Annotated in this window: 14 protein-coding genes and 1 pseudogene; 10 read left to right on the top strand and 5 right to left on the bottom strand. The window is 63.4% G+C overall.

Features of this window, described 5'->3' with window-relative positions; all coding sequences use genetic code 11:
* The 8 genes and pseudogenes from ccmE to X744_RS151665 all read left to right on the top strand — a co-directional run bounded on the left by ccmE (position 1) and on the right by X744_RS151665 (position 10,506).
* On the top strand, positions 1-444 hold the full coding sequence (ccmE, locus tag X744_RS151635; RefSeq protein ID WP_023760455.1) for a cytochrome c maturation protein CcmE: 444 nt from the start codon (positions 1-3) through the stop codon (positions 442-444).
* A 32-nt stretch (positions 445-476) separates the two neighbouring features.
* Positions 477-2,468 (top strand): heme lyase CcmF/NrfE family subunit, encoded by a 1,992-nt coding sequence (locus X744_RS151640; protein WP_023760454.1) that lies wholly within the window; start codon positions 477-479, stop codon positions 2,466-2,468.
* A complete protein-coding gene (locus tag X744_RS151645) occupies positions 2,465-2,932 on the top strand; it encodes a cytochrome c-type biogenesis protein (protein WP_023760453.1) in 468 nt (155 codons plus the stop codon). The genes X744_RS151640 and X744_RS151645 overlap by 4 nt, the downstream gene beginning before the upstream one ends.
* Before the next feature lie 131 nt (positions 2,933-3,063).
* Positions 3,064-4,614 (top strand): Do family serine endopeptidase, encoded by a 1,551-nt coding sequence (locus X744_RS151650; RefSeq protein WP_023760452.1) that lies wholly within the window; start codon positions 3,064-3,066, stop codon positions 4,612-4,614.
* Between the two features lie 315 nt (positions 4,615-4,929).
* Entirely contained in the window at positions 4,930-5,604 is a 675-nt protein-coding gene (locus X744_RS151655; protein ID WP_023760451.1) for a response regulator transcription factor, read from the top strand.
* A gap of 7 nt (positions 5,605-5,611) precedes the next feature.
* A pseudogene (locus X744_RS01000000169945) lies at positions 5,612-6,996 on the top strand (HAMP domain-containing sensor histidine kinase).
* Complete coding sequence (locus tag X744_RS151660) at positions 6,996-9,968, top strand: bifunctional [glutamine synthetase] adenylyltransferase/[glutamine synthetase]-adenylyl-L-tyrosine phosphorylase (protein WP_031260633.1); 2,973 nt, start codon at positions 6,996-6,998, stop codon at positions 9,966-9,968. Before X744_RS01000000169945 ends, X744_RS151660 begins: the two are co-directional and overlap by 1 nt.
* A gap of 58 nt (positions 9,969-10,026) precedes the next feature.
* Positions 10,027-10,506, top strand: a complete 480-nt coding sequence (locus X744_RS151665; RefSeq protein WP_023760449.1) for a hypothetical protein — start codon at positions 10,027-10,029, stop codon at positions 10,504-10,506.
* A gap of 45 nt (positions 10,507-10,551) precedes the next feature.
* On the opposite strand, the gene X744_RS151670 is transcribed toward X744_RS151665, so the two are convergent.
* Positions 10,552-12,873 carry a PAS domain-containing sensor histidine kinase gene (locus tag X744_RS151670; protein ID WP_023760448.1) on the bottom strand — a complete coding sequence of 774 codons (2,322 nt, stop codon included), beginning with the start codon at positions 12,871-12,873 and terminating at the stop codon, positions 10,552-10,554.
* 175 nt (positions 12,874-13,048) lie between these two features.
* On the bottom strand, positions 13,049-15,694 hold the full coding sequence (pepN, locus tag X744_RS151675; RefSeq protein WP_023760447.1) for an aminopeptidase N: 2,646 nt from the start codon (positions 15,692-15,694) through the stop codon (positions 13,049-13,051).
* A 154-nt stretch (positions 15,695-15,848) separates the two neighbouring features.
* Between pepN and X744_RS151680 the strand changes: the two genes are divergently transcribed.
* The gene (locus X744_RS151680) at positions 15,849-18,155 is read left to right on the top strand and encodes a xanthine dehydrogenase family protein molybdopterin-binding subunit (RefSeq protein WP_023760446.1); all 2,307 of its coding nucleotides are present in this window, start codon (positions 15,849-15,851) and stop codon (positions 18,153-18,155) included.
* 65 nt (positions 18,156-18,220) lie between these two features.
* Positions 18,221-19,123, top strand: a complete 903-nt coding sequence (locus X744_RS151685) for a DMT family transporter (RefSeq protein WP_245266748.1) — start codon at positions 18,221-18,223, stop codon at positions 19,121-19,123.
* Here X744_RS151685 and X744_RS151690 read toward each other — a convergent pair whose 3' ends face one another.
* From X744_RS151690 to X744_RS151700, 3 genes are all read right to left on the bottom strand, one after another.
* The gene (locus tag X744_RS151690) at positions 19,124-19,936 is read right to left on the bottom strand and encodes a helix-turn-helix transcriptional regulator (RefSeq protein ID WP_023760444.1); all 813 of its coding nucleotides are present in this window, start codon (positions 19,934-19,936) and stop codon (positions 19,124-19,126) included.
* Positions 19,937-20,027: 91 nt separating this feature from the next.
* Positions 20,028-20,903, bottom strand: coding sequence for a uracil-DNA glycosylase (locus tag X744_RS151695; RefSeq protein WP_023760443.1), 876 nt, complete (start codon positions 20,901-20,903; stop codon positions 20,028-20,030).
* A gap of 50 nt (positions 20,904-20,953) precedes the next feature.
* Positions 20,954-21,598 (bottom strand): hypothetical protein, encoded by a 645-nt coding sequence (locus tag X744_RS151700; protein ID WP_023760442.1) that lies wholly within the window; start codon positions 21,596-21,598, stop codon positions 20,954-20,956.
* Positions 21,599-21,743 lie beyond the last annotated feature (145 nt).

Below are 21,743 nucleotides of genomic sequence, written 5' to 3'. Positions count from 1 at the left end.
ATGACGCGCAAGCAGAAACGATTGTCGGTGATCGCGGGCGGACTGGCTTTCCTTGGCGCCGCCACCGGGCTGACCTTCTATGCGCTTGGCCAGAAGGCGTCCTATTTCTACATGCCGGCTGATCTGACCACCGCCAGTGTCCAGCCTGGCCAGCGCATCCGGCTGGGCGGGCTGGTTGAAAAAGGCACGATCCAGCGCGGGCAGAGGGCGACCGTCGGCTTTTCGGTCACCGACACCCACAAATCGGTCAAGGTCACCTATACGGGCATCCTGCCCGATCTTTTCCGCGAAGAGCAGGGCGTGATCACCGAGGGCACATTCGGCCCGGACGGCGTCTTCGTTGCCGACAGCGTGCTCGCCAAGCATGATGAGCGCTATATGCCCAAGGACGTGGCCGACGGCCTGAAGGCCAAGGGCGTCTGGCAGGAGAGCAAGAGTGAATAGCTCTGGCAGGAGAGCAAGAGTGAATTACAGCCATGGTTGAAACCGGACATTTCGCCTTGGTCCTGGCGTTTGCGCTGTCGCTTGTGCAGACGCTCGTACCGCTGTTTGGCGCACGTCTGAACAACCAGCGCCTGATGGCGGTCGGTGGGCCAGTCGCGGTGACCGGCTTTGCCCTGACGGCGCTGTCCTTCGTGGCGTTGGCGAGCGCTTACGCAAGCTCTGATTTCTCGGTGGCGAGCGTATGGGAAAACTCGCATTCGCTGCAACCGCTGATCTACAAGATCACCGGAACCTGGGGCAATCACGAAGGCTCGATGCTGCTCTGGGTGCTGATCCTGACCTTCTTCGGCGCCCTTGTCGCCGCCTTCGGGTCAAATCTGCCGGCGACGCTGCGCGCCAACGTGCTTGCCGTGCAGGGTGCCATCGGCGCCGCCTTCTTCTTGTTCATCCTGGCGACGTCCAATCCGTTCATCCGGCTCAATCCGGCGCCGATCGAGGGCCGCGATCTCAACCCGATCCTCCAGGATCTCGGCCTCGCGATCCACCCGCCCTTCCTCTATCTCGGTTATGTCGGCTTCTCGATCTGCTTTTCCTTTTCGGTCGCCGCCCTCATCGAAGGGCGCATCGACGCGTCCTGGGCGCGCTGGGTGCGGCCGTGGACGTTGGTCGCCTGGATGTTCCTGACCGGCGGCATCGCCATGGGATCCTACTGGGCCTACTACGAACTCGGTTGGGGCGGTTTCTGGTTCTGGGACCCGGTCGAGAACGCCTCCTTCATGCCGTGGCTGTCCGGCACGGCGCTGCTTCATTCGGCGATCGTCATGGAAAAGCGCTCGGCACTGAAGATCTGGACGCTGCTGCTCGCCATTCTCACCTTTTCGATGTCCCTGCTCGGCACCTTCCTGGTGCGCTCGGGTGTCTTGACTTCGGTCCACGCCTTCGCCACCGACCCGACACGCGGCGTCTTCATCCTGTGCATCCTGACATTGTTCATCGGCGGCTCGCTGGCGCTGTTTGCGTTGCGCGCCTCGCGTCTGACGGCCGGCGGCCTGTTTCATCCGATTTCGCGCGAGGGTGCGCTCGTCCTCAACAATCTGTTCCTGACCACGGCGACCGCGACTGTGCTCGTCGGCACGCTCTATCCGCTTGCCGTGGAGGCCTTTTCAGCCGACAAGATTTCGGTCGGCGCGCCGTTCTTCAACCTCACCTTCGGACCCCTGATGGTGCCACTGCTGCTGGTGGTTCCGTTCGGGCCGCTGCTGGCCTGGAAGCGCGGCGATGTTTTCGCCGTTGCGCAGCGGCTGATGGTGGCGTTCGCCGCGGCCCTCCTGGCAACGCTGGTCACCGCTTTGTTCATCGACGGCGCGTCGGTGTTTGCGGCCCTGGGCGTCGGCCTCGCCGTCTGGCTGATCCTCGGGGCGCTCACTGACCTTGCCGTCAAATCCGGCTTTGGCAATGTTGCTCCGGGGATTTTGGTCAGGCGCCTGCTCCGCTTGCCGCGCTCGGTCTACGGCACCGCCTTCGCTCATCTTGGCCTTGGCCTGACCACGCTCGGCATCGTCGGCACGCTTTGCTTCGGCACCGAGAAGATCCTGTCGATGCATGCCGGCGAGACCGTCGAACTCTCCGGCCATACGGTGCGTTTCGTCGGGCTTTATCCGGCCCAGGGGCCGAACTACAGCGAGGATCGCGGCCGCTTCGAGCTGATCGGCGTCAGCGGCAGTCCCGTTGGCGAAATCAGCTCCGCCAAGCGGTTTTATCCGGTGCGGGAGATGACGACGACTGAATCCGGCATCAGGACGATCGGTCTCTCCCAGCTCTACCTCTCGCTCGGCGACGAGGGTAATGACGGTTCCGTCGTGGTGCGCCTGTGGTGGAAGCCGCTGGTGACGTTGATCTGGGGCGGCGGCCTGGTGATGATGGCGGGCGCGGCGATGTCGCTGATGGACCGGCGCCTCCGCGTCGGCGCGCCGTCGCGGCGACGCAAGCAAGTGATCGCGTTGAAATCCGTGGGCCAGCCATGAGCGCAAAGCTTTCGCTGACCTCCATTGTCCTGCTGCTGGCACTGTTCTTCGCCGGCACGGCACTGGCGGTGAAGCCTGACGAGATGCTGCCCAATCCGGCGCTCGAGGCACGAGCGCGGGCGCTGTCGGAGGGCCTGCGCTGCATGGTCTGTCAGAACCAGTCGATCGACGAATCCGACGCCGACCTTGCCCGTGACCTGCGCATCCTTGTGCGCCAGCGCCTCGTCGCCGGCGATACCGACCAGCAGGTGATGGATTACGTCGTCTCCCGCTATGGCGAGTTCGTGCTGCTGAAGCCGCGTTTCGATCTGCGCAATGCGTTGCTGTGGGGCACGCCTGTCCTGCTGTTGCTGGTGGGAGGCGCTTTCATCGTGCTGACCGCGCGATCACGCCGCACGCTGGCGACAAAATCCCTGTCCGCCGAAGAGCAGGCATCGTTGGACGCCATATTGCGCCGCGACTGACGCCGCGGTCGCTGCCGAACATTACCAAAGTTTCATGTGTCGGAAATGGCGCTGTAATGTGCGCCTCTCTAATTCTCTCTTCCCGAGGATGCCGATCACGCAGCGTCCATTTGAAAGAGGATACGAGAACCATGAATATTGCCCCCAATTCATATTCCGTCACCCGCAAGCGTCTCATGGCTGCCGTCGCGTCCATCGCGGTGGCCGGTGCGATCGGCGTCGGCGCGCTGACCAGTGGAACCAGCCCTGTTCTGGCCGACGCCGTGCGCATCGAGGCGCCGCAGGTGCCAGGCTTCGCCGATGTCGTCGAGCGCGTTTCTCCCGCCGTTGTCAGCGTCAAGGTCAAGGCCAAGATCAGCCCGGCGGCCGATGATGGCTCCGACCAGTCCGACGATCCGGACGGCATGAACAACATGCCCGATAACCCGCAGCTGCGCCGCTTCTTCAAGGAATTCCGCGGCTTTGGCGACCAGAACGGTCAGGACGGTAACAGGCGTTTCAGCCACCGTGACCACAATAACGACCAGCCGCGGCCGGTTGCGCAGGGATCCGGCTTTTTCATCTCCGATGACGGCTATCTCGTCACCAACAACCATGTCGTTTCGGAAGGCTCGGCCTTTACCGTGGTGATGAATGACGGTAAGGAACTCGATGCCAAGCTGATCGGCACCGACCCGCGCACCGATCTCGCCGTGCTCAAGGTCGATGGTGTCGGCAAGTTTACCTATGTCGACTTCGCGGATGATTCCAAGGTCCGCGTTGGCGACTGGGTGGTGGCGGTCGGCAATCCGTTCGGCCTCGGCGGCACTGTCACCGCCGGCATAGTCTCGGCCCGCGGCCGCGACATTGGCGCCGGCCCTTATGACGACTTCATCCAGATCGATGCGTCGGTCAACCGTGGCAATTCGGGTGGACCGACCTTCAACCTCAACGGCCAGGTCGTCGGCATCAACACCGCGATCTTCTCGCCATCTGGCGGCAGCGTCGGCATCGCCTTCGACATTCCCGCTTCGACCGCCAAGCAGGTCGTTCAGGACCTGATGAAGAGTGGTTCGGTGCAGCGCGGCTGGCTCGGCGTCGAAATCCAGCCGGTCACGTCCGACATCGCCGAATCGCTCGGTCTGAAGTCCAACAACGGCGCGCTGGTTTCCAGTGCCCAGGACAACGGGCCCGGCAAGAAGGCCGGTATCACTGCCGGTGACGTGATCACCCAGGTCGACGGCAAGGACGTTGCTTCGCCGAAGGAACTGGCACGCCTGATCGGCGCCTTTTCGCCCGGCAAATCTGTCGACGTCACCGTATGGCGCGCCGGCAAGAGCCAGACGGTCAAGGTCGATCTCGGCACTCTACCCACCAGTGACAAGCAGGCATCAGCCGACCAGCCGCAGCCGCCCGCTCCGGCCAAGCCCGACACTCTGGCCGATCTCGGCCTGACCGTCACCAAGTCCGAAAACGGCAAGGGGCTTGTGGTGACCGACGTCGACCCCGACAGCGATGCCGCCGATCGCGGTATCCAGCCAGGCGACGTCATCACATCAGTCAATTCGACCGAGGTGAACGGCACAGACGACGTCACCAAGGCGATGACCGACGCAGTCAAATCCGGCCGCAAGGCGGTGCTGATGCAGATTACCCGCGACGACACCAATCGTTTCGTCGCACTGCCCGTCGCCAAGGGCTGACGCTGTTCGACTTTTCCCGTGCGGCCGTTTCAAACACCCCCGAGCCGCCGCACGGGAAAGCGTGGAGGAGCGCGTTAGTCAGTCATCGTGCTCTCCCCCGGCGGCAGCGGGCTCCCATCGCCCGCTGCCGCACTATCGTCTGAAAGCCTGATATTTCGGCTGAAAGCGTTCCGGCGGTCTTGGCGCAACCACAACGGGGACAAGGACTTTATCGCGTACGGCTTCGGATGATCTTGATCTCGATGCGCTTTGGCAAAGGCCACAATGCAGATGTCTGCCACTCAACGTTCCGGCGAAATCGCGTATAACAGTCCTATGAAGATTCTCGTCATAGAAGACGATCGCGAGGCCGCGGATTACTTGCAGAAAGCCCTTACCGAGGCCGGCCACACCGCGCATGTCGCTGGTGATGGCGAAACCGGCTTCGCGCTCGCCGATGCCGGCGACTACGACGTGATGGTCATTGACCGGATGATGCCGCGCCGTGACGGCCTGTCGGTCATTGCCGGTCTGCGATCCAGGGGCAACACGACCCCGGTGCTGATCCTCTCGGCGCTCGGCGAAGTCGATGACCGGGTCACCGGTCTGCGCGCCGGCGGCGACGACTACCTGACCAAGCCCTATGCCTTTTCCGAGCTTCTGGCCCGCGTCGAGGTGCTGAACCGCCGCGCCAGCGCCAAGGAAGCCGAAACCGTCTACCGCGTCGGCGATCTCGAACTCGACAGGCTGTCGCATTCGGTCCGTCGCGCGGCGCGCGAGATCACGTTGCAGCCACGTGAATTCCGCCTGCTGGAATATCTGATGCGCCATGCCGGCCAGGTGGTGACGCGCACCATGCTGCTCGAAAATGTCTGGGATTATCATTTCGATCCGCAGACCAATGTCATCGACGTCCATGTCTCGCGGCTGCGCGGCAAGATCGAGAAGGGCTTCGACAAGCCCATCCTGCATACGGTTCGTGGCGCCGGCTATATGCTGAAGAGCGGTTAGCGGCGGCATGGCCCTTTCCGTGCCAGCCATCATGAAGACGACGGCAGCGCGGCTTTCGGCGCTCTACCTCCTGCTCTTCGCGCTCTGCGCGGTGGCGCTCGTCTTTTACATGACCTCCCTTTCGGCGCGCATGCTGACGGCGCAGACCCAGGACACCATCAATGACGAGGTGCTCGGTCTGGCCCGCGCCTATCAACGCGGTGGCCTGCCGGTGCTGGTCCGTGTGGTCGAAGCGCGCTCGCGCCAGCCTGGCGCAAACCTCTATCTGATCGCTGACGCCAACGGCCAGATTCTGACCGGCAATGTGCAGAGCCTTGAACCGGGCGTTCTCGAAACCGAAGGTTGGACCAGCAGCCCGTTCTCCTACCAGCGCTTTGGCGAAGGAGAGCTCGAGCGTCTGCGCAATCTGCCCGCCGAGCAGGGCACCAACCAAACCGAGCAGAACGACCCGCAGGCCCAGGGCGAAACGGGCCACAATGCCATTGCGCTGGTGCTGCGGCTGCCAAATCAGATGATCATGCTGGTCGGCCGTGACCTCGGTGAGCCGGAGCGTTTTCGCGCCGTGATCCGTCGCGCCCTGATGCTGGCGCTCGGCATGATGGGGCTTGGCGGGCTGCTGATCTGGTTCTTCGTCGGCCGCGCGGCGCTGAAGCGCATCGACAGTGTGTCGGAGGCCAGCCGCCGCATCATGGGTGGCGACCTGACCGGCCGGCTGCCGGTGACCGGGACCGGCGACGAGTTCGACCGGCTTTCCGAAAACCTCAATGTGATGCTGGCCAGGATCGCCACGCTCAACGAAGGCTTGAAGCAGGTTTCCGACAACATCGCGCATGATCTGAAGACGCCGCTGACGCGGCTGCGCAACCGGGCAGAAGCGGNGCCATCCTGATGATCTCCCGGCTGGAGGCTGGCTACTCCTCGGAGAACACCGACCGCGTCGATCTTTCCGAGGCCGTTCGCGATGTCGTCGAACTCTACGAGCCGGTGGCGGAGGAGGCGGGCGTCTCGCTTAAGACCGACGTGCGGGAGACGGTTTTCGTCAACGGCAACCGCGAACTGATCGGCCAGGCGCTGTCGAACATCGTCGACAACGCCATCAAATATTCGACCGACGCCGCTCAGCCGGCTGTGCGCGTAGCCCTTGAGCGAGCCGGCACGGATGTTCGGCTCTCGGTCATCGACAATGGCCACGGCATCCCCGACGACGCCGACCGTGCCCGCGCGACGGAACGTTTCGTGCGGTTGGAAAAAAGCCGATCGCAGCCGGGTTCCGGCCTTGGCCTCAGCCTCGCCAAGGCCGTCATGACGTTCCACAATGGCCGGCTTGATCTCTCGCCCGGCAATCCTGGACTGTCTGTGGTCATGAGTTTCCCGGCACGGGAGAATCACTGATGAGCACGGCTGCGAGGGCGACGGACTGGCTGCTGAAGCCGGCGATCAGTCTTGCCCCGTTAGACGAAGACCGGGCGCGGCAAGAACTGGCCGAGATCGCCTCCGCCGCAGGCGAAGAAGGGCTGACCAGGCTGGCCAAGTTCCTGGCCCGTAAAGGGGAGGGCCAGGATCTCTTGGCAGCCATCTTCGATCTGTCGCCCTTCCTGCGCGATACGGCTCGTCGCCGGCCACGGATTCTAGACGGGCTGTTCGAGCAGACTGTCGAGGTCCGGCTGAAAGCGATCGGCGCCACCATCGACCAGGCGCCATTGGCCGAGGAGGTATCGGAAGCCGGGCTCATGATGGAACTTCGCCAGTGCAAGGCCGAGGCACATTTCCTGATCGCGCTGGCTGATCTTGCCGGCGAGGCCGAAACGGCGCTGACGGTTCGGCGGTTGAGCGACCTTGCCGATGCTTGCACCCGTGCGGCCGTCGACTTCCTGCTGCGCGACGCGCATGGCCAGGGCAAGCTCAAACTGCCGGATCTCGACAACCCATCGAAGAAATCGGGCTGGATCCTGCTCGGCATGGGCAAGCTTGGCGCGCACGAGCTGAATTTCTCCTCCGACATCGATCTCGTGGTTTTCTTCGACCCGGAAGCGCCGGCCGTGATCGATCCGCTCGACGCCACCGAATTGTTTTCCCGCCTGACGCGCCGCCTGGTTCGTATCCTGCAGGATCGCACCGAGCACGGTTATGTTTTCCGCACCGACCTGAGGCTGCGCCCCGATCCGGGTTCAACCCCGCTGGCGATCCCAGTCGAGGCCGCACTACGCTACTATGAAGCGCGCGGCCAGAACTGGGAGCGCGCCGCCATGGTCAAGGCGCGTCCGGTGGCCGGTGACCTGGCCGCGGGCGCCTCCTTCCTCAAGGAGCTCCAGCCCTACATCTGGCGCAAATACATGGACTACGCGGCGATTGCCGACGTCCATTCGATCAAGCGACAGATCCACGCCCACAAGGGTCATGGCGAGATCGCCGTCAAGGGCCACAACGTAAAGGTCGGGCGCGGCGGTATCCGCGAAATCGAGTTCTTCGTCCAGACCCAGCAGCTCATCGCCGGCGGACGCTTTCCGGAACTGCGTGGCCGCGAGACCGTGCCGATGCTCGGCCAGCTCGCGGCGCGTGGCTGGATCACCACCGATGCGCGTGACGCGCTGGCGCGCCAGTACTGGTTCCTGCGCCGTGTCGAACATGCCGTGCAGATGGTTGCCGACGAGCAGACGCACACGCTGCCGGATGACGATGAGGGGCTGGAGCGAATCGCCCGCATGCTGGGTTTTGCCGATTCTGCTGCCTTTTCCCAAGCGTTCCGCGCTTCGCTGCAGCAGGTCGAACGCCATTACGCGGCACTCTTCGAAACCGCGCCGGAACTCTCAACCGGCATCGGCAATTTGGTCTTCACCGGCGATGTCGACGATCCCGATACGTTGCGGACCTTGCACGGTCTCGGCTTTCAGCGACCAAGCGACATCTGCCGCGTCATTCGCGGCTGGCATTTCGGCCGCTATCGCGTCACCCAGTCGGCGGAGGCACGCGAGCGGCTGACGGAACTGACGCCGGCGCTGTTGCGGTCCTTTGGCCAGACGCGCAGGGCTGATGAGGCCCTGTTGCGCTTCGATGAGTTTCTCGCTGGCCTGCCGGCCGGCATCCAGCTGTTTTCCCTGCTGCAGTCCAATCCGGCCCTGCTCAAGCTTTTGGCGACAATCATGGGTGCGGCACCCCGGCTGGCAGCGATCATCACGCGCCGGCCGCATGTTTTCGACGGTTTGCTGGATCCGGCCTTGCTGACGGAGCTGCCGGACCGCGCCTATCTGTCGGCGCGACTTTCCGCCTTCGTCGAGGGCGACCGGCTGTATGAGGACGTGCTCGACCGGCTGCGCATATTTGCCTCCGAGCAGAAATTCCTGATCGGTGTGCGGCTGCTGGCCGGCTCGATCGACCCGGTGCGCGCCGGCCACGCCTTTTCCGACCTGGCAGATCTCACCATCGAGGCGGCGCTGCAGGCGGTGACAACCGAATTCGCAGCGCGCCACGGCACGATTGCCGGAGGCGTGGTTTCCCTGCTCGGCCTAGGCAAACTCGGCAGCCGAGAGTTGACCGCCGGCTCGGATGTCGACCTGATCCTGCTCTACGACCACGCACCGGATGCCGAGGAATCCGATGGCGATAAGCCGCTGGCGCCTTCGCATTACTACACCCGCATGACGCAGCGGCTGATCGCGGCGGTGTCCGCGCCGACGGCGGAGGGGGTTCTCTACGACCTCGACCTGCGCTTGCGGCCATCGGGCAACAAGGGTCCGGTGGCCACCCATATCGATGCCTTCAAGAAGTACCAGCGCCAGGAGGCTTGGACGTGGGAGCACATGGCGCTTTCGCGGGCGCGTGCCATTGCCGGCGACGCCAGCCTGTGCAGCGAGGTCGAGGCGGAAGTGGCGGCGGTGCTCGGCCAACCGCGCGATGCGGCAAAAGTGATGGCCGAGGCCTCGGACATGCGCGCCATGATCGAAAAGGAAAAGCCGCCACGCGATCTCTGGGACATCAAACTGATCCCCGGCGGCCTCATCGATCTCGAATTCATCGCTCAGGTGGCTGTGATCACCGGGCAGGTCGAGGCCGGGTTACGTGCCCCGGCCGTGCCAATTGCACGCGCCACCGGTACGGCCGAGATCCTGTCGCATCTGGCGCCGGGTTTCGCCGATGCCGGGGTCAGGCAGGAGCTTGGCGATGCCTATGCGCTCTATCTGGCACTGACCCAGATGACGCGGCTGTGCCTCACCGGAGCCTTCGAGCGCGACGATGTTCCGCCCGGGCTTTCGGATCTGCTTCTGGCGGTGACAGACCTGCCGGATTTCGGTGTGCTGGAAGCACATCTCAAAGAGACGTCGCAAAAGGTCAGGAAAGATTTCGACCTTTTGCTTCGTACGGGATGATCGCGACGAGCGGCTGTCTCGGACCGCATCGGGGGTGACGATGCAACAGGAGAAGACCATGAGAAAGACAACCAAACTTGCCCTTGCCTTCCTAGCCTTGGCCGGTGCTGTCGGCTCCGCGGCCTACGCCGAAAACAATGTCAGCGCAAAAATGCGCGAGGGCACGATGATGCGACTCAACAAGGCGATGAAGGATTCGAACGGCACCATCACCTTCGACCAGTTCTCCGACGCCATGAACGCTCGGCTGAAGAAACTCGTCGCCGACAATGGCGGCAAGCTGACCGTCGCCCAGCTCGCCGAGGCGCTGGAGAAGGCGCGCTTCGAGCAGATGGCCAAACGCATCATCGCCCGCTACGACACCAAGGGCGACGGCACCCTGACGGCAGACGACATCGCCGGTCGGGAGAAGAAAATCTTTGCGATGCTCGACAGGAACAATGACGGCAAGATCGAAAAGGGCGAATTGCCGAAGGGCGGCCGCTTCGGCCGCCACCGCCAATGGAGTGACGACGGCGACGACAGCGATATGCAGTGAGGCTGTCTGGAGTAGGCTCCGGCGGTGCAGGCCGGAGCCTGCTGCTCAGGCCGCGGCCCTGATCGCCGACGCGGCTTTCTTCACCGGAATGCGCACCGATACGATCGTGCCGACACCTTCGGTCGAACGGATCTTCAGCGCGCCGCCCTGGAGTTCAGCCAGCGAGCGCGAGATGGCGAGGCCAAGGCCGGACCCGGCGTGACTCTTGGAGAACTGGTTCTGCACCTGTTCGAAGGGCCGTCCGAGTTTGCCGAGCGCATCCTTGGGGATGCCGCAGCCATTGTCCTCGATCGTCAGCACCAGCGCGGCGGACGTGTTGCGGGCCCTGACCGATATGTGGCCTCCCTGGCCGGTGAATTTCACCGCATTGGACAAAAGGTTGATGACGATCTGCTTGATCGCACGGCGGTCGGCGATCAGCGTCAGCGCGTCGGCGATGCGGGTTTCCACGGTGATGGCCTTTTGCGCCGCCTGCAACGATACGACGCGAACGGTTTCGCTGATCAGCGGGCCGAGGTCGATCTCTTCGCGGTCCAGCGAGAACTGGCCAGCCTCGATCTTGGACATGTCGAGAATGTCGTTGATGACGCCCAGCAGATATTTGCCGCTGCTGTTGATGTCGGTCGCGTACTCCTCGTAGCGCTCCGATCCGAGCGGGCCGAACAGCCCCTGTTCCATCAGTTCGGAGAAGCCGATGATCGCGTTCAGCGGCGTGCGCAACTCATGCGACATGTTGGCCAGGAACTCGGACTTGGCCCGATTCGCCGCCTCGGCGCGTTCGGTTTCCTTCATATATTTGCGGTTGAGGTCGACCAGTTCGCGCGACCGCTCCTCTTCCGCCCGCCGCGCGAGGCTGAGATCATGGATCGTCGCCATCAGCCGGCGCTCGCTGTCGACCAGCTTCTCCTGGTGCAGCTTGATCTGGGTGATATCTGAACCGACGGCGACGATGCCGCCATCCCTGGTCTTCAGTTCGTTGACCTGCAGCCAGCGGCCATCGGCCAGCTGCCGCTCGAAAGTGGCGCCGCCTTGCAGTCCGCTGGTGTTGGCAAGCCGCCGCTCGGAAGCAAAGGCCTGCATGCGTTCTTCAAGAGCCGCGCGTGTGACGCCCGGCATCACATCACGGTCCGAAAGCCCGTTGTCCTGCTGGTATTTGGAATTGCACATGATCAGGCGCTGAGCCGAATCCCACAGCACGAAGGATTCGTTGATGTTCTCGATCGCTGTTCTGAGGCGAAGGTCGGCGGCCTCGGAACGCAGCGCCAGATGACGCTGTTCGGTGACGTCTACGGCGATCCCGATCAGCTGGATCTCCGGCGCTTCCGGATCGATGACTTGTGCGCGTGCGCGCATCCAGACCCATTGGCCGTCGGCATGCCGCATCCGGAACACCTGGTCTATGTGGTCGATCTCTCGTGCGACAATTCTATTGGCAAGCTCGAACAGGTCGCCGTCCTCGGCGTGGATGATCTGATCGACCTCTCCGAAGGACAGCATCGTGTCGCAGGGCTTGTAGCCGAGCATGTCATACATCGATCGCGACCAGTACATCTTGCCGCGCACCATATCCCAGTCCCACAGGCCGCAGCGGCCGCGAACCAGTGCCATGTCAATGCGCTGATGCGCTTCGAGGTAGATGCGGTCAGCCGCCTGTGCGCGCGCTGCCTGGCCGAAATAGGCATAGAGAATGACGATCAGCACACCGGCCGTCAGCACGAACAGGGTGACGTTCAGCGAAACAGTCTTGCGCCAGGCTTCGAAAACCGCGTCCTGTGGCACCAGGGCCGCCGCAGCACCCTTCTGGCCATTTGCCAGGCTGACCGCCGCATACCAGTCCCGTCCGTCAATGTTAACTTCCATGACGCCGGCGCGATCGCCGAACATGAACAAGGGTTGGCCGCCCTCGACGAGGCCGTCGAGCGAATGGCCTTGCCATGGGGTCGAGCGCGGCGTCACCGCGATGATCTTGAAAGCACCGTCGGTGATGACGAGCACATGGCTGCGGCCCATCGCACCCTGACGGCTTGTGGTCTCCAGCAGATCCTGGATGGCGCCAGGCACCGTGTCCGAGGTGGTGGCGAGCGAACTGGCCAGTTGGCCCGCCGCCAGCGTCAGGATCGCCTTGGCATTGCGCTCGACATCGTCGCGCTCGTTCAGCAGCGACAGTACGCGCAGCGCCGCGATGACGATCAGGAAGGTGATGATGAGGACGGGTATCGATCGGCGCAGCAGCGGTTCGGCGGCCAGAAGTCGTCGGTAGGCCGGTTCGGCGATGAGCCGCGTATTCCCGGCAAGACCGTCGCTGCGCGTCTCGCGATGCGCAAAAGCCGTCCCTTCGGGCGCGCCCCACGCGTCCGCCTTCGCCATAAATGGCACTCCCCGAATTTGCCTATGCTGCTTTGATCCGGCAAACGCCGCACATCCGAATCGTCAGTAAAGAATCAAAGGTGATTCGCCTTGTCCAGTGGCCCGGCGAAAAAAGATTAAAAATCGACTAAAATAATGCCGAAACGGCCGATCCTCCCTCGGGCGCAAGCCAAGTCTAAGCCAGCGTGCGCTCGACGATATCCCTCAGATCCGCCGACAGGTTATCGGCGTTGGCGATCGAAAGCAGCGCCTCCCGGGCTTTGGCCTGCCGCGAAGGTTCAAGCGAACGCCACGATCTGAGCGCCGTCGCCAGCCTTGCCGCCACCTGCGGGTTGCGCTTTTCGACCTCGAGCACTGTTTGCGAAAAGAACCGGTAGCCTTCGCCGTCGGCTCGGTGGAAGCCGGTCTGGTTGGCACTGGAGAAGGTGCCGATCAACGACCGTACCCGGTTCGGGTTGCCCATCGAGAAGGCCGGGTGGTTGGTCAGGGCCCTCACTGTGTCGACGGTTTGCGATCCCGGGACGCTGGCCTGGATCTGGAACCATTTGTCCATGACCAGCGGGTCGGAGCCATAGATCGTCTCGAAAGCCGCGAGCGCCTTGATCGCCTCGGGCGAACCGTGGTGACGATGCGCGAGCACGGCGAGTGCGGCCGCGCGGTCGGTCATGTTGGTCGCAGACTGGAAATGCCCGGCGGCGAGGGCCGCTCCGCCCGGCTGCAGCGATAGATAATCCAGCAGGGTGTTGCGCAAGGCGCGTCGCCCGGCGCTCGCCGCGTCAGGGCTGAACGCTGCCTTGTCGGCAAGGCTGAGGTACAGGCTCGAAAAAGCGCCGCGGTTTGCGGTGCCGATCGCCAGCGCCAGCGCCTCGCGGGCCGCATAGATGGCGTCGGGGTCGATATTTCTGCCGATGTCGCGGGCAATGTCGGCTTCGCCCGGCAGTGCCAGCGCCAGCGCCCGATAGGCCGGTTCGAGCGTTTCGTCGCCGGCGATGCTGCCGGCGAGTTCGGTCAGCCGCGCCGCGAAGTCGGGCTGCTTGCCGCCGAGGATCTCGCGGAAGGCTGATATCAGCGCATCGGTCAGCAATGTGTTGAAGGCCTGCCAGCGCGAGAAGGCGTCATTGTCGTGACGGGCGAGGAAGAACTGGTCATCGGCTTTCTGCTCGACCGACAGCGTCACCGGCGCCGAAAAGCCTCGGTTGAGCGACACGGCCGGGCGTTCGGCGACGCCTGAGAACCGCACCATGTGGCGGCGCTTGCGGACATGGATGACGCCGTCCTCGATGCTGGCGCCCTCGACGCCGCTATACTCCACGGCCTTGCCGCCGGCGCCGATCAGGCCGAAGGCGAGCGGGATGTGCATCAGCCGCTTGCGGCTTTCGGAAGGCGTCGGCGGCACCGACTGCTCGATTTCGAGCGTGAATTCTTGCGCGGCCGGATTGTGCGTCGAACTGATCGTCAGGTTGGGCGTTCCTGCCTGATGATACCAGAGCGCGAACTGCGACAGGTCGCGGCCGGATGCATCCTCGAACACTTTGATGAAATCCTCGATCGTCGCCGCGTCACCGTCGTGCCGCTCGAAATAAAGGTCCATGCCGGCGCGAAAGACCTCGGCCCCGAGAATCGTACGGATCATTCGCACAACTTCGGAGCCTTTCTCGTAGACCGTCGCCGTGTAGAAATTGTTGATCTCGCGGTAGCGGCGCGGCCGCACCGGATGCGCCAGCGGGCCCTGATCCTCGGGAAACTGGTGGGCGCGCAAGGTGCGCACCTCGGCGATGCGCTTGACCGCCCGCGAGCGCTGGTCGGCGGAGAATTCGTGGTCGCGGAAGACCGTCAGCCCTTCCTTCAGGCAAAGCTGGAACCAGTCGCGGCAAGTGATTCTGTTGCCTGTCCAATTGTGGAAATACTCATGCGCGATGATCGCCTCGATATTGGCGAAATCAGCGTCCGTCGCGGTCTCGCGATCGGCCAGCACATATTTGTCGTTGAAGATGTTAAGGCCCTTGTTCTCCATCGCGCCCATGTTGAAGTCGGACACGGCGACGATGTTGAAGACGTCGAGATCGTATTCCCGTCCGAACGCCTCCTCGTCCCATTTCATCGACCGCTTCAGGGCGTCCATCGCGTAGCCGGCCAGCTTCTCCTTGCCGGGCTCGACATAGATGCCGAGCTCGACCGCGCGGCCGGACAGGGTGACGAAACTGTCGGCGAGCTGGCCGAGATTGCCGGCCACCAGCGCGAACAGGTAGGACGGCTTGGGGAAGGGGTCGTGCCATCTGGCATAGTGCCAGCCGTCGCCCAGATCGCCTCTGTCGAGCGGGTTGCCGTTGGACAGAAGCAGCGGCGCCTCGTCACGCAGCGCTTCGATCCGCACCGTGTAGACGGACAGGATGTCGGGCCGATCGAGGAAATAGGTGATGCGGCGAAAGCCTTCGGCCTCGCACTGCGTGCAGTAGACATTGCTCGAGCGGTAGAGGCCCATCAGGGCTTCGTTGCCGGCCGGCGCCAGCTCGGTCTCAATCAGCAACTGGAAGCGATGCGCGGCCGGCGGCTTGAGAATGGTCAGCTGATCTGGGCTCGCCAGCAGATCCGCCGGTTTCACCTCCTTGCCGTCGATCTCGATGCGCTTGAGCGTCAGGCCGTCACCGTCGAGCACCAACGGAGCCGACGCGGATACGCCGTCACGTCGCTCGACGGTAAGCAAGGCGGTGACGCGCGTTGCGTCTGGCGAAAGGCGGAAGGTGAGGTTGGTTTGCGGAATGAGGTAGTCGTTGGGGCGATAGTCTTCGAGCTTGAAGACCTGGCCGGTGTCCGTGCGCATTCCGTGGCTTTCCTGTCGATTGCGTCGGCGGCGGATTGTGTCCGCTGTCCAAGAAATTTGAAGTCCGCGCTCTTTACACGAAACGGCCCCTCGACAAAACTAAGGCAATGCCTATTTCAGGCGTTCTTCTCCCGTCATCATCACGAGGCAACTCATGACCGTCGTCACACCGAAATTCGGCATGGGCGCATCCGTGCTGCGGCGCGAGGATGCCGCCTTCATCCAGGGGCAGGGCCGCTATACCGACGATATCCAGCCGGCTGGGGTCCTGCATGGCTATGTCCTGCGCTCACCGGTCGCCAAGGCCAGCTTCACCATCGGTTCGACCGAGGCCGCGAAGACGGCGCCTGGTGTGCATCTGGTGCTGACCGGCAAGGATCTTGCTCATCTGGGAGATCTCAGGTCCGGCGTCATGCAGGAACAGCCGGACGGCACCAGGGCGCCGACGCGCGACATCCCGATCCTGTGCCGCGACCGGGTCCACTATGTCGGTGATGCCGTTGCCTTTGTTGTCGCCGAGAGTCGCGCCTTGGCGCAGGACGCCGCGGAGCTGATTGACGTCGACTATGACAGCGAAGACGCGGCTTCCGGGACGGCAGCGGCGCTTGCCGAAGGCGCGCCGCTGGTCTGGCCGGAACTCGGTTCCAACCGCGCCTTCAGCTACCACATGGGTGACAAGAAAAAGACCGACGCGGCTTTCGCGAAGGCCGCCCATGTCACGCGTATCGAATTCGTCAACAATCGGCTGGTCTGCAACTACATGGAGCCGCGCTCGGCAATCGGCGAGTGGAACGTGGAGGAGAACCGCTTCGTGCTGACCACGGGGTCGCAGGGCGTGCATTCCATGCAGTACATTCTGGCCGGCCTGTTCAAGATCAAGAAGAATCAGCTGCGCGTCATCACGCCGGATGTCGGCGGCGGTTTCGGGCCGAAGACCTTCGTCTACCGCGAATATCCGCTGGTCCTGGAGGCGGCAAAGCGGCTTGGCCGCCCGGTCAAATGGGCCGGCGACCGCACAGAACACTTCCTGACCGACGCACAAGGGCGCGACAATGTCGTGACGGCCGAGATGGCGCTGGACAAGGATGGCCGATTCCTCGGCATGAAGGTGTACCTGCTCGCCAACATCGGCGCCTATATCTCGCAATACGGCCCGTTCATTCCCTATATCGGCGTCACCATGTCGACCGGCGTCTATGATATCCAGGCGCTCGACGTCTCGGTCACCGGCCTCTACACCAACACCTGCCCGGTCGACGCCTATCGCGGTGCCGGCAGACCGGAGGCAGCGTTCCTGCTGGAAAAGCTGGTCGATGCCTGCGCCCACGATCTCGGCCTGCCTGTCGATGAGATTCGCCGCCGCAATTTCATTCGGCCGGAACAGTTTCCCTACCGCACCCAAACCGGTCGTCTCTACGACACCGGTGAATTCGAAGGCCATATGGAGCGTGCCATCGAACGGTCCGAATGGAAAACGTTCCCGGCGCGGCTGGCGCAGTCGAAAGCCGGCGGCAAGATCCGCGGCCTCGGCATGGCGACCTATATCGAGGCTTGCGCTTTCCCCGGATCGGAACCGGCCTTCGTCGAACTCAACGGCGACGGCACGGTGACGCTGAAAATCGGCACCCAGACCAACGGGCAGGGGCACGCCACTGCCTATGCGCAGTTCCTGTCGGAAAAGCTCAATCTCGACATCGACAAGATCCATGTCCGCCAGGGTGACACCGACGAGCTGAAGGCTGGCGGCGGCACCGGCGGCTCGCGCTCCGTTCCGCTCGGCGGCGTGTCAGCATCGCGGGCCGGCGAAGACCTTGCCAACAAGATCAAGCGCATCGCTGCCGATGAGCTGGAAGCCTCGGCCGGCGACATCGAGCTGTCTGATGGCGCTGCCCGCATCGTCGGCACCGATCGTTCGATCGATTTTTCCACCATCGCCAAGGCCGCCAAGACGCCTGATGATCTCAAAGGCTTTGGCGAGTTCGTGCAGGACGAATGCACCTACCCGAACGGTACCCATATCTGCGAGGTCGAGATCGACCCGGATACCGGCGCCACCGAGATCGTCCGCTACACCATTGTCGACGATTTCGGCGTCACCGTGAATCCGATCCTGCTCGCCGGCCAGGTGCATGGCGGTGTCGTGCAAGGCATCGGCCAGGCACTGATCGAAGACACGATCTACAGCGAGGACGGACAGCTTTTGACGGCGAGTTTCATGGACTACGCCATGCCGCGCGCCGACAATTTCCCGTTCTTCCATTTCGAGACCCGCAACGTGCCTTCGACCACAAATGCGCTCGGCATCAAGGGGGCAGGCGAGGCCGGCACCATCGGCTCGACTCCCGCCGCACTCAACGCGGTCACCGACGCGCTCTGGCGCGCGTATGGCGTCAGGCACATCGACATGCCGGCAACGCCGGCGCGCATCTGGGCAACCATCCGCGAAGCTGTGGGAGCGTGAAAGCCGCCCACGGCAGCCCCACAGTCAGCGACCATGCTGGCGGGCACAACACGCTCACCGGCATCATGCTCAAGATCGTGTCGGTGGCCGTCTTCGTCGGCATGCAGACCTGCATCAAGGCCGCAGGCACCGTTCCAGCGGGCCAGATCGTCTTCTTCCGTTCTTTCTTCGCGATCTTCCCGATTATCGCGTTTTTGACTTTCAAGGGAAAACTCGGCACTGCCTTCACCACCAAGCACCCGCTCAACCACATCGCCCGCGGCCTTGTCGGCGTCGGCGCCATGGGGCTCGGCTTTTTCGCGCTGACCCGGCTGCCGCTGCCGGAGGCGATCACGCTGAACTACGCGCAGCCGCTGCTTGTGGTGGTATTCAGCTCGATCTTTCTCGGTGAAACCATACGCGTCTATCGCTGGAGCGCGGTTGCGGTCGGCCTGATCGGCGTGCTGATCATCTCGTGGCCGGAATTGACACTGCTCAGTTCGGACCAGGCGCTCGACGACCAGGAGGTGCTTGGCGTCATTGCCGCCCTTGTCGCCGCGGCGATCTCGGCGGTCGCCATGCTGTTGGTGCGCAATCTCGTGCAAAGCGAACGCACCGCGACCATCGTGCTGTGGTTTTCGGTGACGGCGAGCGTCATGTCGCTCTTGTCGCTGCCGTTCGGTTGGCGGATGCTGACGCCGCTCCAGGCGGCTCTTCTGGTTGCCGCCGGCTTCTGCGGCGGCCTCGGCCAGATTCTGATGACGGCAGCCTATCGCCATGCCGAGGCCTCGGTGGTGGCGCCGTTCGAATATAGCTCGATGATCCTTGGCCTGGTCGTCGGCTATCTCGTCTTCGGCGACGTTGCCACGGTTCACATGCTTGTCGGCGGCCTAATCGTTGTTGCCGCCGGGATATTCATCATCTGGCGCGAGCGCCAGCTTGGCCTGGAGCGCACTCGCACCCGCAAGGCGTCTTTGCCAGAAGGCTGATTACGACTGTTCTGCCCGCTCCTTCGCCAAGCGTATCAGAACCGTCCTCGTCTGCTCATCGGCCGGGAAAAACGATTCGATCGCCAGTTCCGACAGTGTCACGTCGAGTGGTGTGCCGAACACCGTGATGGTGCTGATGAACGACAGCACCTGATCGCCATGCGCCAGCCTGAGCGGGTGCACGATGGCATTCGGCTCGACCGGCGCCGGCCGGCTGCATTTCAAACCGGACGGGTAGCTGCGCAACTCGCGCTCCAGATCGACCAGCACCGGGTCGCCGCTGGCGTCAATCTGGTGTTTGAGACGCTCGAGCAGATGCGTCCGCCATTCCTGGAGATTGACGATGCGCGGTCCGATGCCGCCGGGATGCAGGCTGAGGCGAAGCACGTTGACCGGCGGCGCCAGCAGCGAAGCCTCGCCGACATCGGCAAGGAAGGGAGCGATGGCGGCATTGGCCGAAACCAGGTTCCAGTGGCGGTCGACAGCGAGTGCCGGGAATGGCTCATGCCCCTTCAGCACGATCTCGACCGCCGCCATCGCCGGCGCCAATGTCTTGTCGGTCAGCGAGCGCTCGCCGAAGCTCGGCGCAAAGCCGGCGGCGAGCAGCAACTGGTTGCGCTGCCGGAGCGGGATCGAAAGCTGTTCGGCCAGATGCAGCACCATATCGCGCGAGGGCGCGGCGCGGCCGCTTTCGACGAAGCTCAAATGCCGCTGTGAGATCTCGGCCTCCATGGCGAGTTCGAGCTGTGACATTCGTCGGCGCGTCCGCCATTCGCGAATGAGGCTGCCGGCGGAATTTTGGGCTGATGTCATGGAGGCATGGTTAGAGCGGCGGACAGCTGATTTCAATTACCTGCGAGGTTATGGTCCTGTCCTTTTCCCACAAGGGAGGGCCGCCAAGCGTCTAGCCAATCGCCCGCAGTTTCGCCTTCACCTCAAGCAAATCCCGCCACGCCAGCTTCTTGTGCGACGGCGTTCGCAGCAGATACGCGGGATGCAGCGTTGGCATGGCGGGAATGGCGACGCCGGATGCCGTCGTGTGGACGCGCCAGTTGCCGCGCAGGCGCAGGATGCCTTCGCTGGTGTTGAGCAAGGTCTTGGCCGACGGACCGCCGAGGTTGATCAGCACTTTCGGATTGACCAGTTCGATCTGCCGCTCGATGAATGGCCGGCAGATCTCGGTTTCGTGCGGCGTCGGCGTGCGATTGCCCGGCGGCCGCCACGGAATAACGTTAGCGATGTAGACCGAGGTCCGGTCGAGCCCAATCGCCGCCAGCATGCGGTCGAGCAGCCGACCCGAGCGGCCGACGAAGGGCACGCCCTCGATGTCCTCGTCGCGCCCCGGCGCCTCGCCAACCAGCATCACGGCGGCTTCCGGGTTGCCGTCGGCGAACACAAGGTTCTTGGCCGTGGCTTTGAGATTGCAGCCGTCGAACGCCGCCATGTGCTGGCGAAGCTCGTCCAGGGTCGTTGCCGTCGTTGCCAACTGGCGGGCCAGCGCCGCCTGCGCTTCGTCGGGAACCGTCGCCGACGGTGCGCGTGCAACGGGTGGTGCATTTGCTCTGTCGATGGCTTCGGGGCGAGACACGGTCGTCGAACGCTGCTGCGCGGCGGTATTGCCCGAGGGCGTCGCCGTCGGCGCACGCTCCATCGGCTTTGGCACGATCTCGGCGAACCGGTTCACCGGCTGGTCTTCAAGCGGCTCGTCGACGCCCACGCTGGCATAAAAGGCCAGCAGGTCGGCAATGTCTGGTCTGTTATGTGAGGAAGCGGCAGTCATGCCGGCACATTCGCCCCCATGACGGCAATTTGCAAGGCTGGCTGCTTGTTCTACCCGGTCGGTATGCGTGGATCCTGCACCAGATAGAAGGTCCAGCGCGGCGTATAGTCGGTCATCAGGAATTCGAATCTGGCGGTCTTCAGCGGGTCGACCTTGCCATTCCGGAACAGCAGTCGGTCATAGGGTTCGAAATCGCGGTCGAAATCGGCGAAATTGCTCGACCAGATGTTATCGGGCGTCTTGTTGCGCTGGTCGAACGAAAGTCCGTCGCCGAACACGCTCGGCTGATTCAGCATCTCCTGCAGCTCGAACTGGAATTCGATCCAGGCCTGGCCGCTGTTGTTGAGCACGTCGATGCGCATATACATGATGCCATTGGCGAATGCGCCGGCCGGGCCGAAAGCCTGGATCGGCTTTGTCGTGCGGATGGTCAGGGTCACCGGCGTTGACGAATTCAGCTCTTCGGTGATGACCAGCGGATCGTCTCTCGTTCCAATGCCTGAAGCGCCGGTGATGTGGAAGCCGCCAAGCTCGTCGGAGAAGGAGTAGGCGCCTGCCGCCCATACTTTCACTTCGTCCGCTGCGGCATGGCCCGGAGCCAGCACCAGAGGGGCCAAAAGGAGCGCCCCGCAGACACGGCCGGGCGTGAAAAGAAAGCGCGTCGGTGAAAAGCCGGCTGGCTCAGGAAAGCGCATGGTTTGAAGTATGGCCGATAAGCAAGCCGTCGAACAATTAAAAACGTGGGCGCGCTGCGCCTCGACGGGGCAAAGCAGCCGCCCCAGCACCGCAATGCGCGACTTTTTGGCCAAAACGGCATTGTCACGTTTGCGCCGGTTTCCT

The organism is Mesorhizobium sp. LNHC252B00, from assembly GCF_000502955.1.
Classification (GTDB): domain Bacteria; phylum Pseudomonadota; class Alphaproteobacteria; order Rhizobiales; family Rhizobiaceae; genus Mesorhizobium.
The sequence above is the reverse complement of the archived record's forward strand: the minus strand, read 5'-3'. Positions and strand labels throughout refer to the sequence as shown.

What these genes read in the sequence shown, in the direction of transcription:
- X744_RS151665 (WP_023760449.1), top strand. Translation starts at nt 10,027, where the DNA reads ATGAGAAAGACAACCAAACTTGCCCTTGCCTTCCTAGCCTTGGCCGGT.
- X744_RS151700 (WP_023760442.1), bottom strand. Translation starts at nt 21,598, where the DNA reads ATGCGCTTTCCTGAGCCAGCCGGCTTTTCACCGACGCGCTTTCTTTTC.
- X744_RS151655 (WP_023760451.1), top strand. Translation starts at nt 4,930, where the DNA reads ATGAAGATTCTCGTCATAGAAGACGATCGCGAGGCCGCGGATTACTTG.
- X744_RS151695 (WP_023760443.1), bottom strand. Translation starts at nt 20,903, where the DNA reads ATGACTGCCGCTTCCTCACATAACAGACCAGACATTGCCGACCTGCTG.
- X744_RS151685 (WP_245266748.1), top strand. Translation starts at nt 18,221, where the DNA reads ATGCTCAAGATCGTGTCGGTGGCCGTCTTCGTCGGCATGCAGACCTGC.
- ccmE (WP_023760455.1), top strand. Translation starts at nt 1, where the DNA reads ATGACGCGCAAGCAGAAACGATTGTCGGTGATCGCGGGCGGACTGGCT.
- X744_RS151640 (WP_023760454.1), top strand. Translation starts at nt 477, where the DNA reads ATGGTTGAAACCGGACATTTCGCCTTGGTCCTGGCGTTTGCGCTGTCG.
- pepN (WP_023760447.1), bottom strand. Translation starts at nt 15,694, where the DNA reads ATGCGCACGGACACCGGCCAGGTCTTCAAGCTCGAAGACTATCGCCCC.
- X744_RS151645 (WP_023760453.1), top strand. Translation starts at nt 2,465, where the DNA reads ATGAGCGCAAAGCTTTCGCTGACCTCCATTGTCCTGCTGCTGGCACTG.
- X744_RS151660 (WP_031260633.1), top strand. Translation starts at nt 6,996, where the DNA reads ATGAGCACGGCTGCGAGGGCGACGGACTGGCTGCTGAAGCCGGCGATC.
- X744_RS151690 (WP_023760444.1), bottom strand. Translation starts at nt 19,936, where the DNA reads ATGACATCAGCCCAAAATTCCGCCGGCAGCCTCATTCGCGAATGGCGG.
- X744_RS151680 (WP_023760446.1), top strand. Translation starts at nt 15,849, where the DNA reads ATGACCGTCGTCACACCGAAATTCGGCATGGGCGCATCCGTGCTGCGG.
- X744_RS151670 (WP_023760448.1), bottom strand. Translation starts at nt 12,873, where the DNA reads ATGGCGAAGGCGGACGCGTGGGGCGCGCCCGAAGGGACGGCTTTTGCG.
- X744_RS151650 (WP_023760452.1), top strand. Translation starts at nt 3,064, where the DNA reads ATGAATATTGCCCCCAATTCATATTCCGTCACCCGCAAGCGTCTCATG.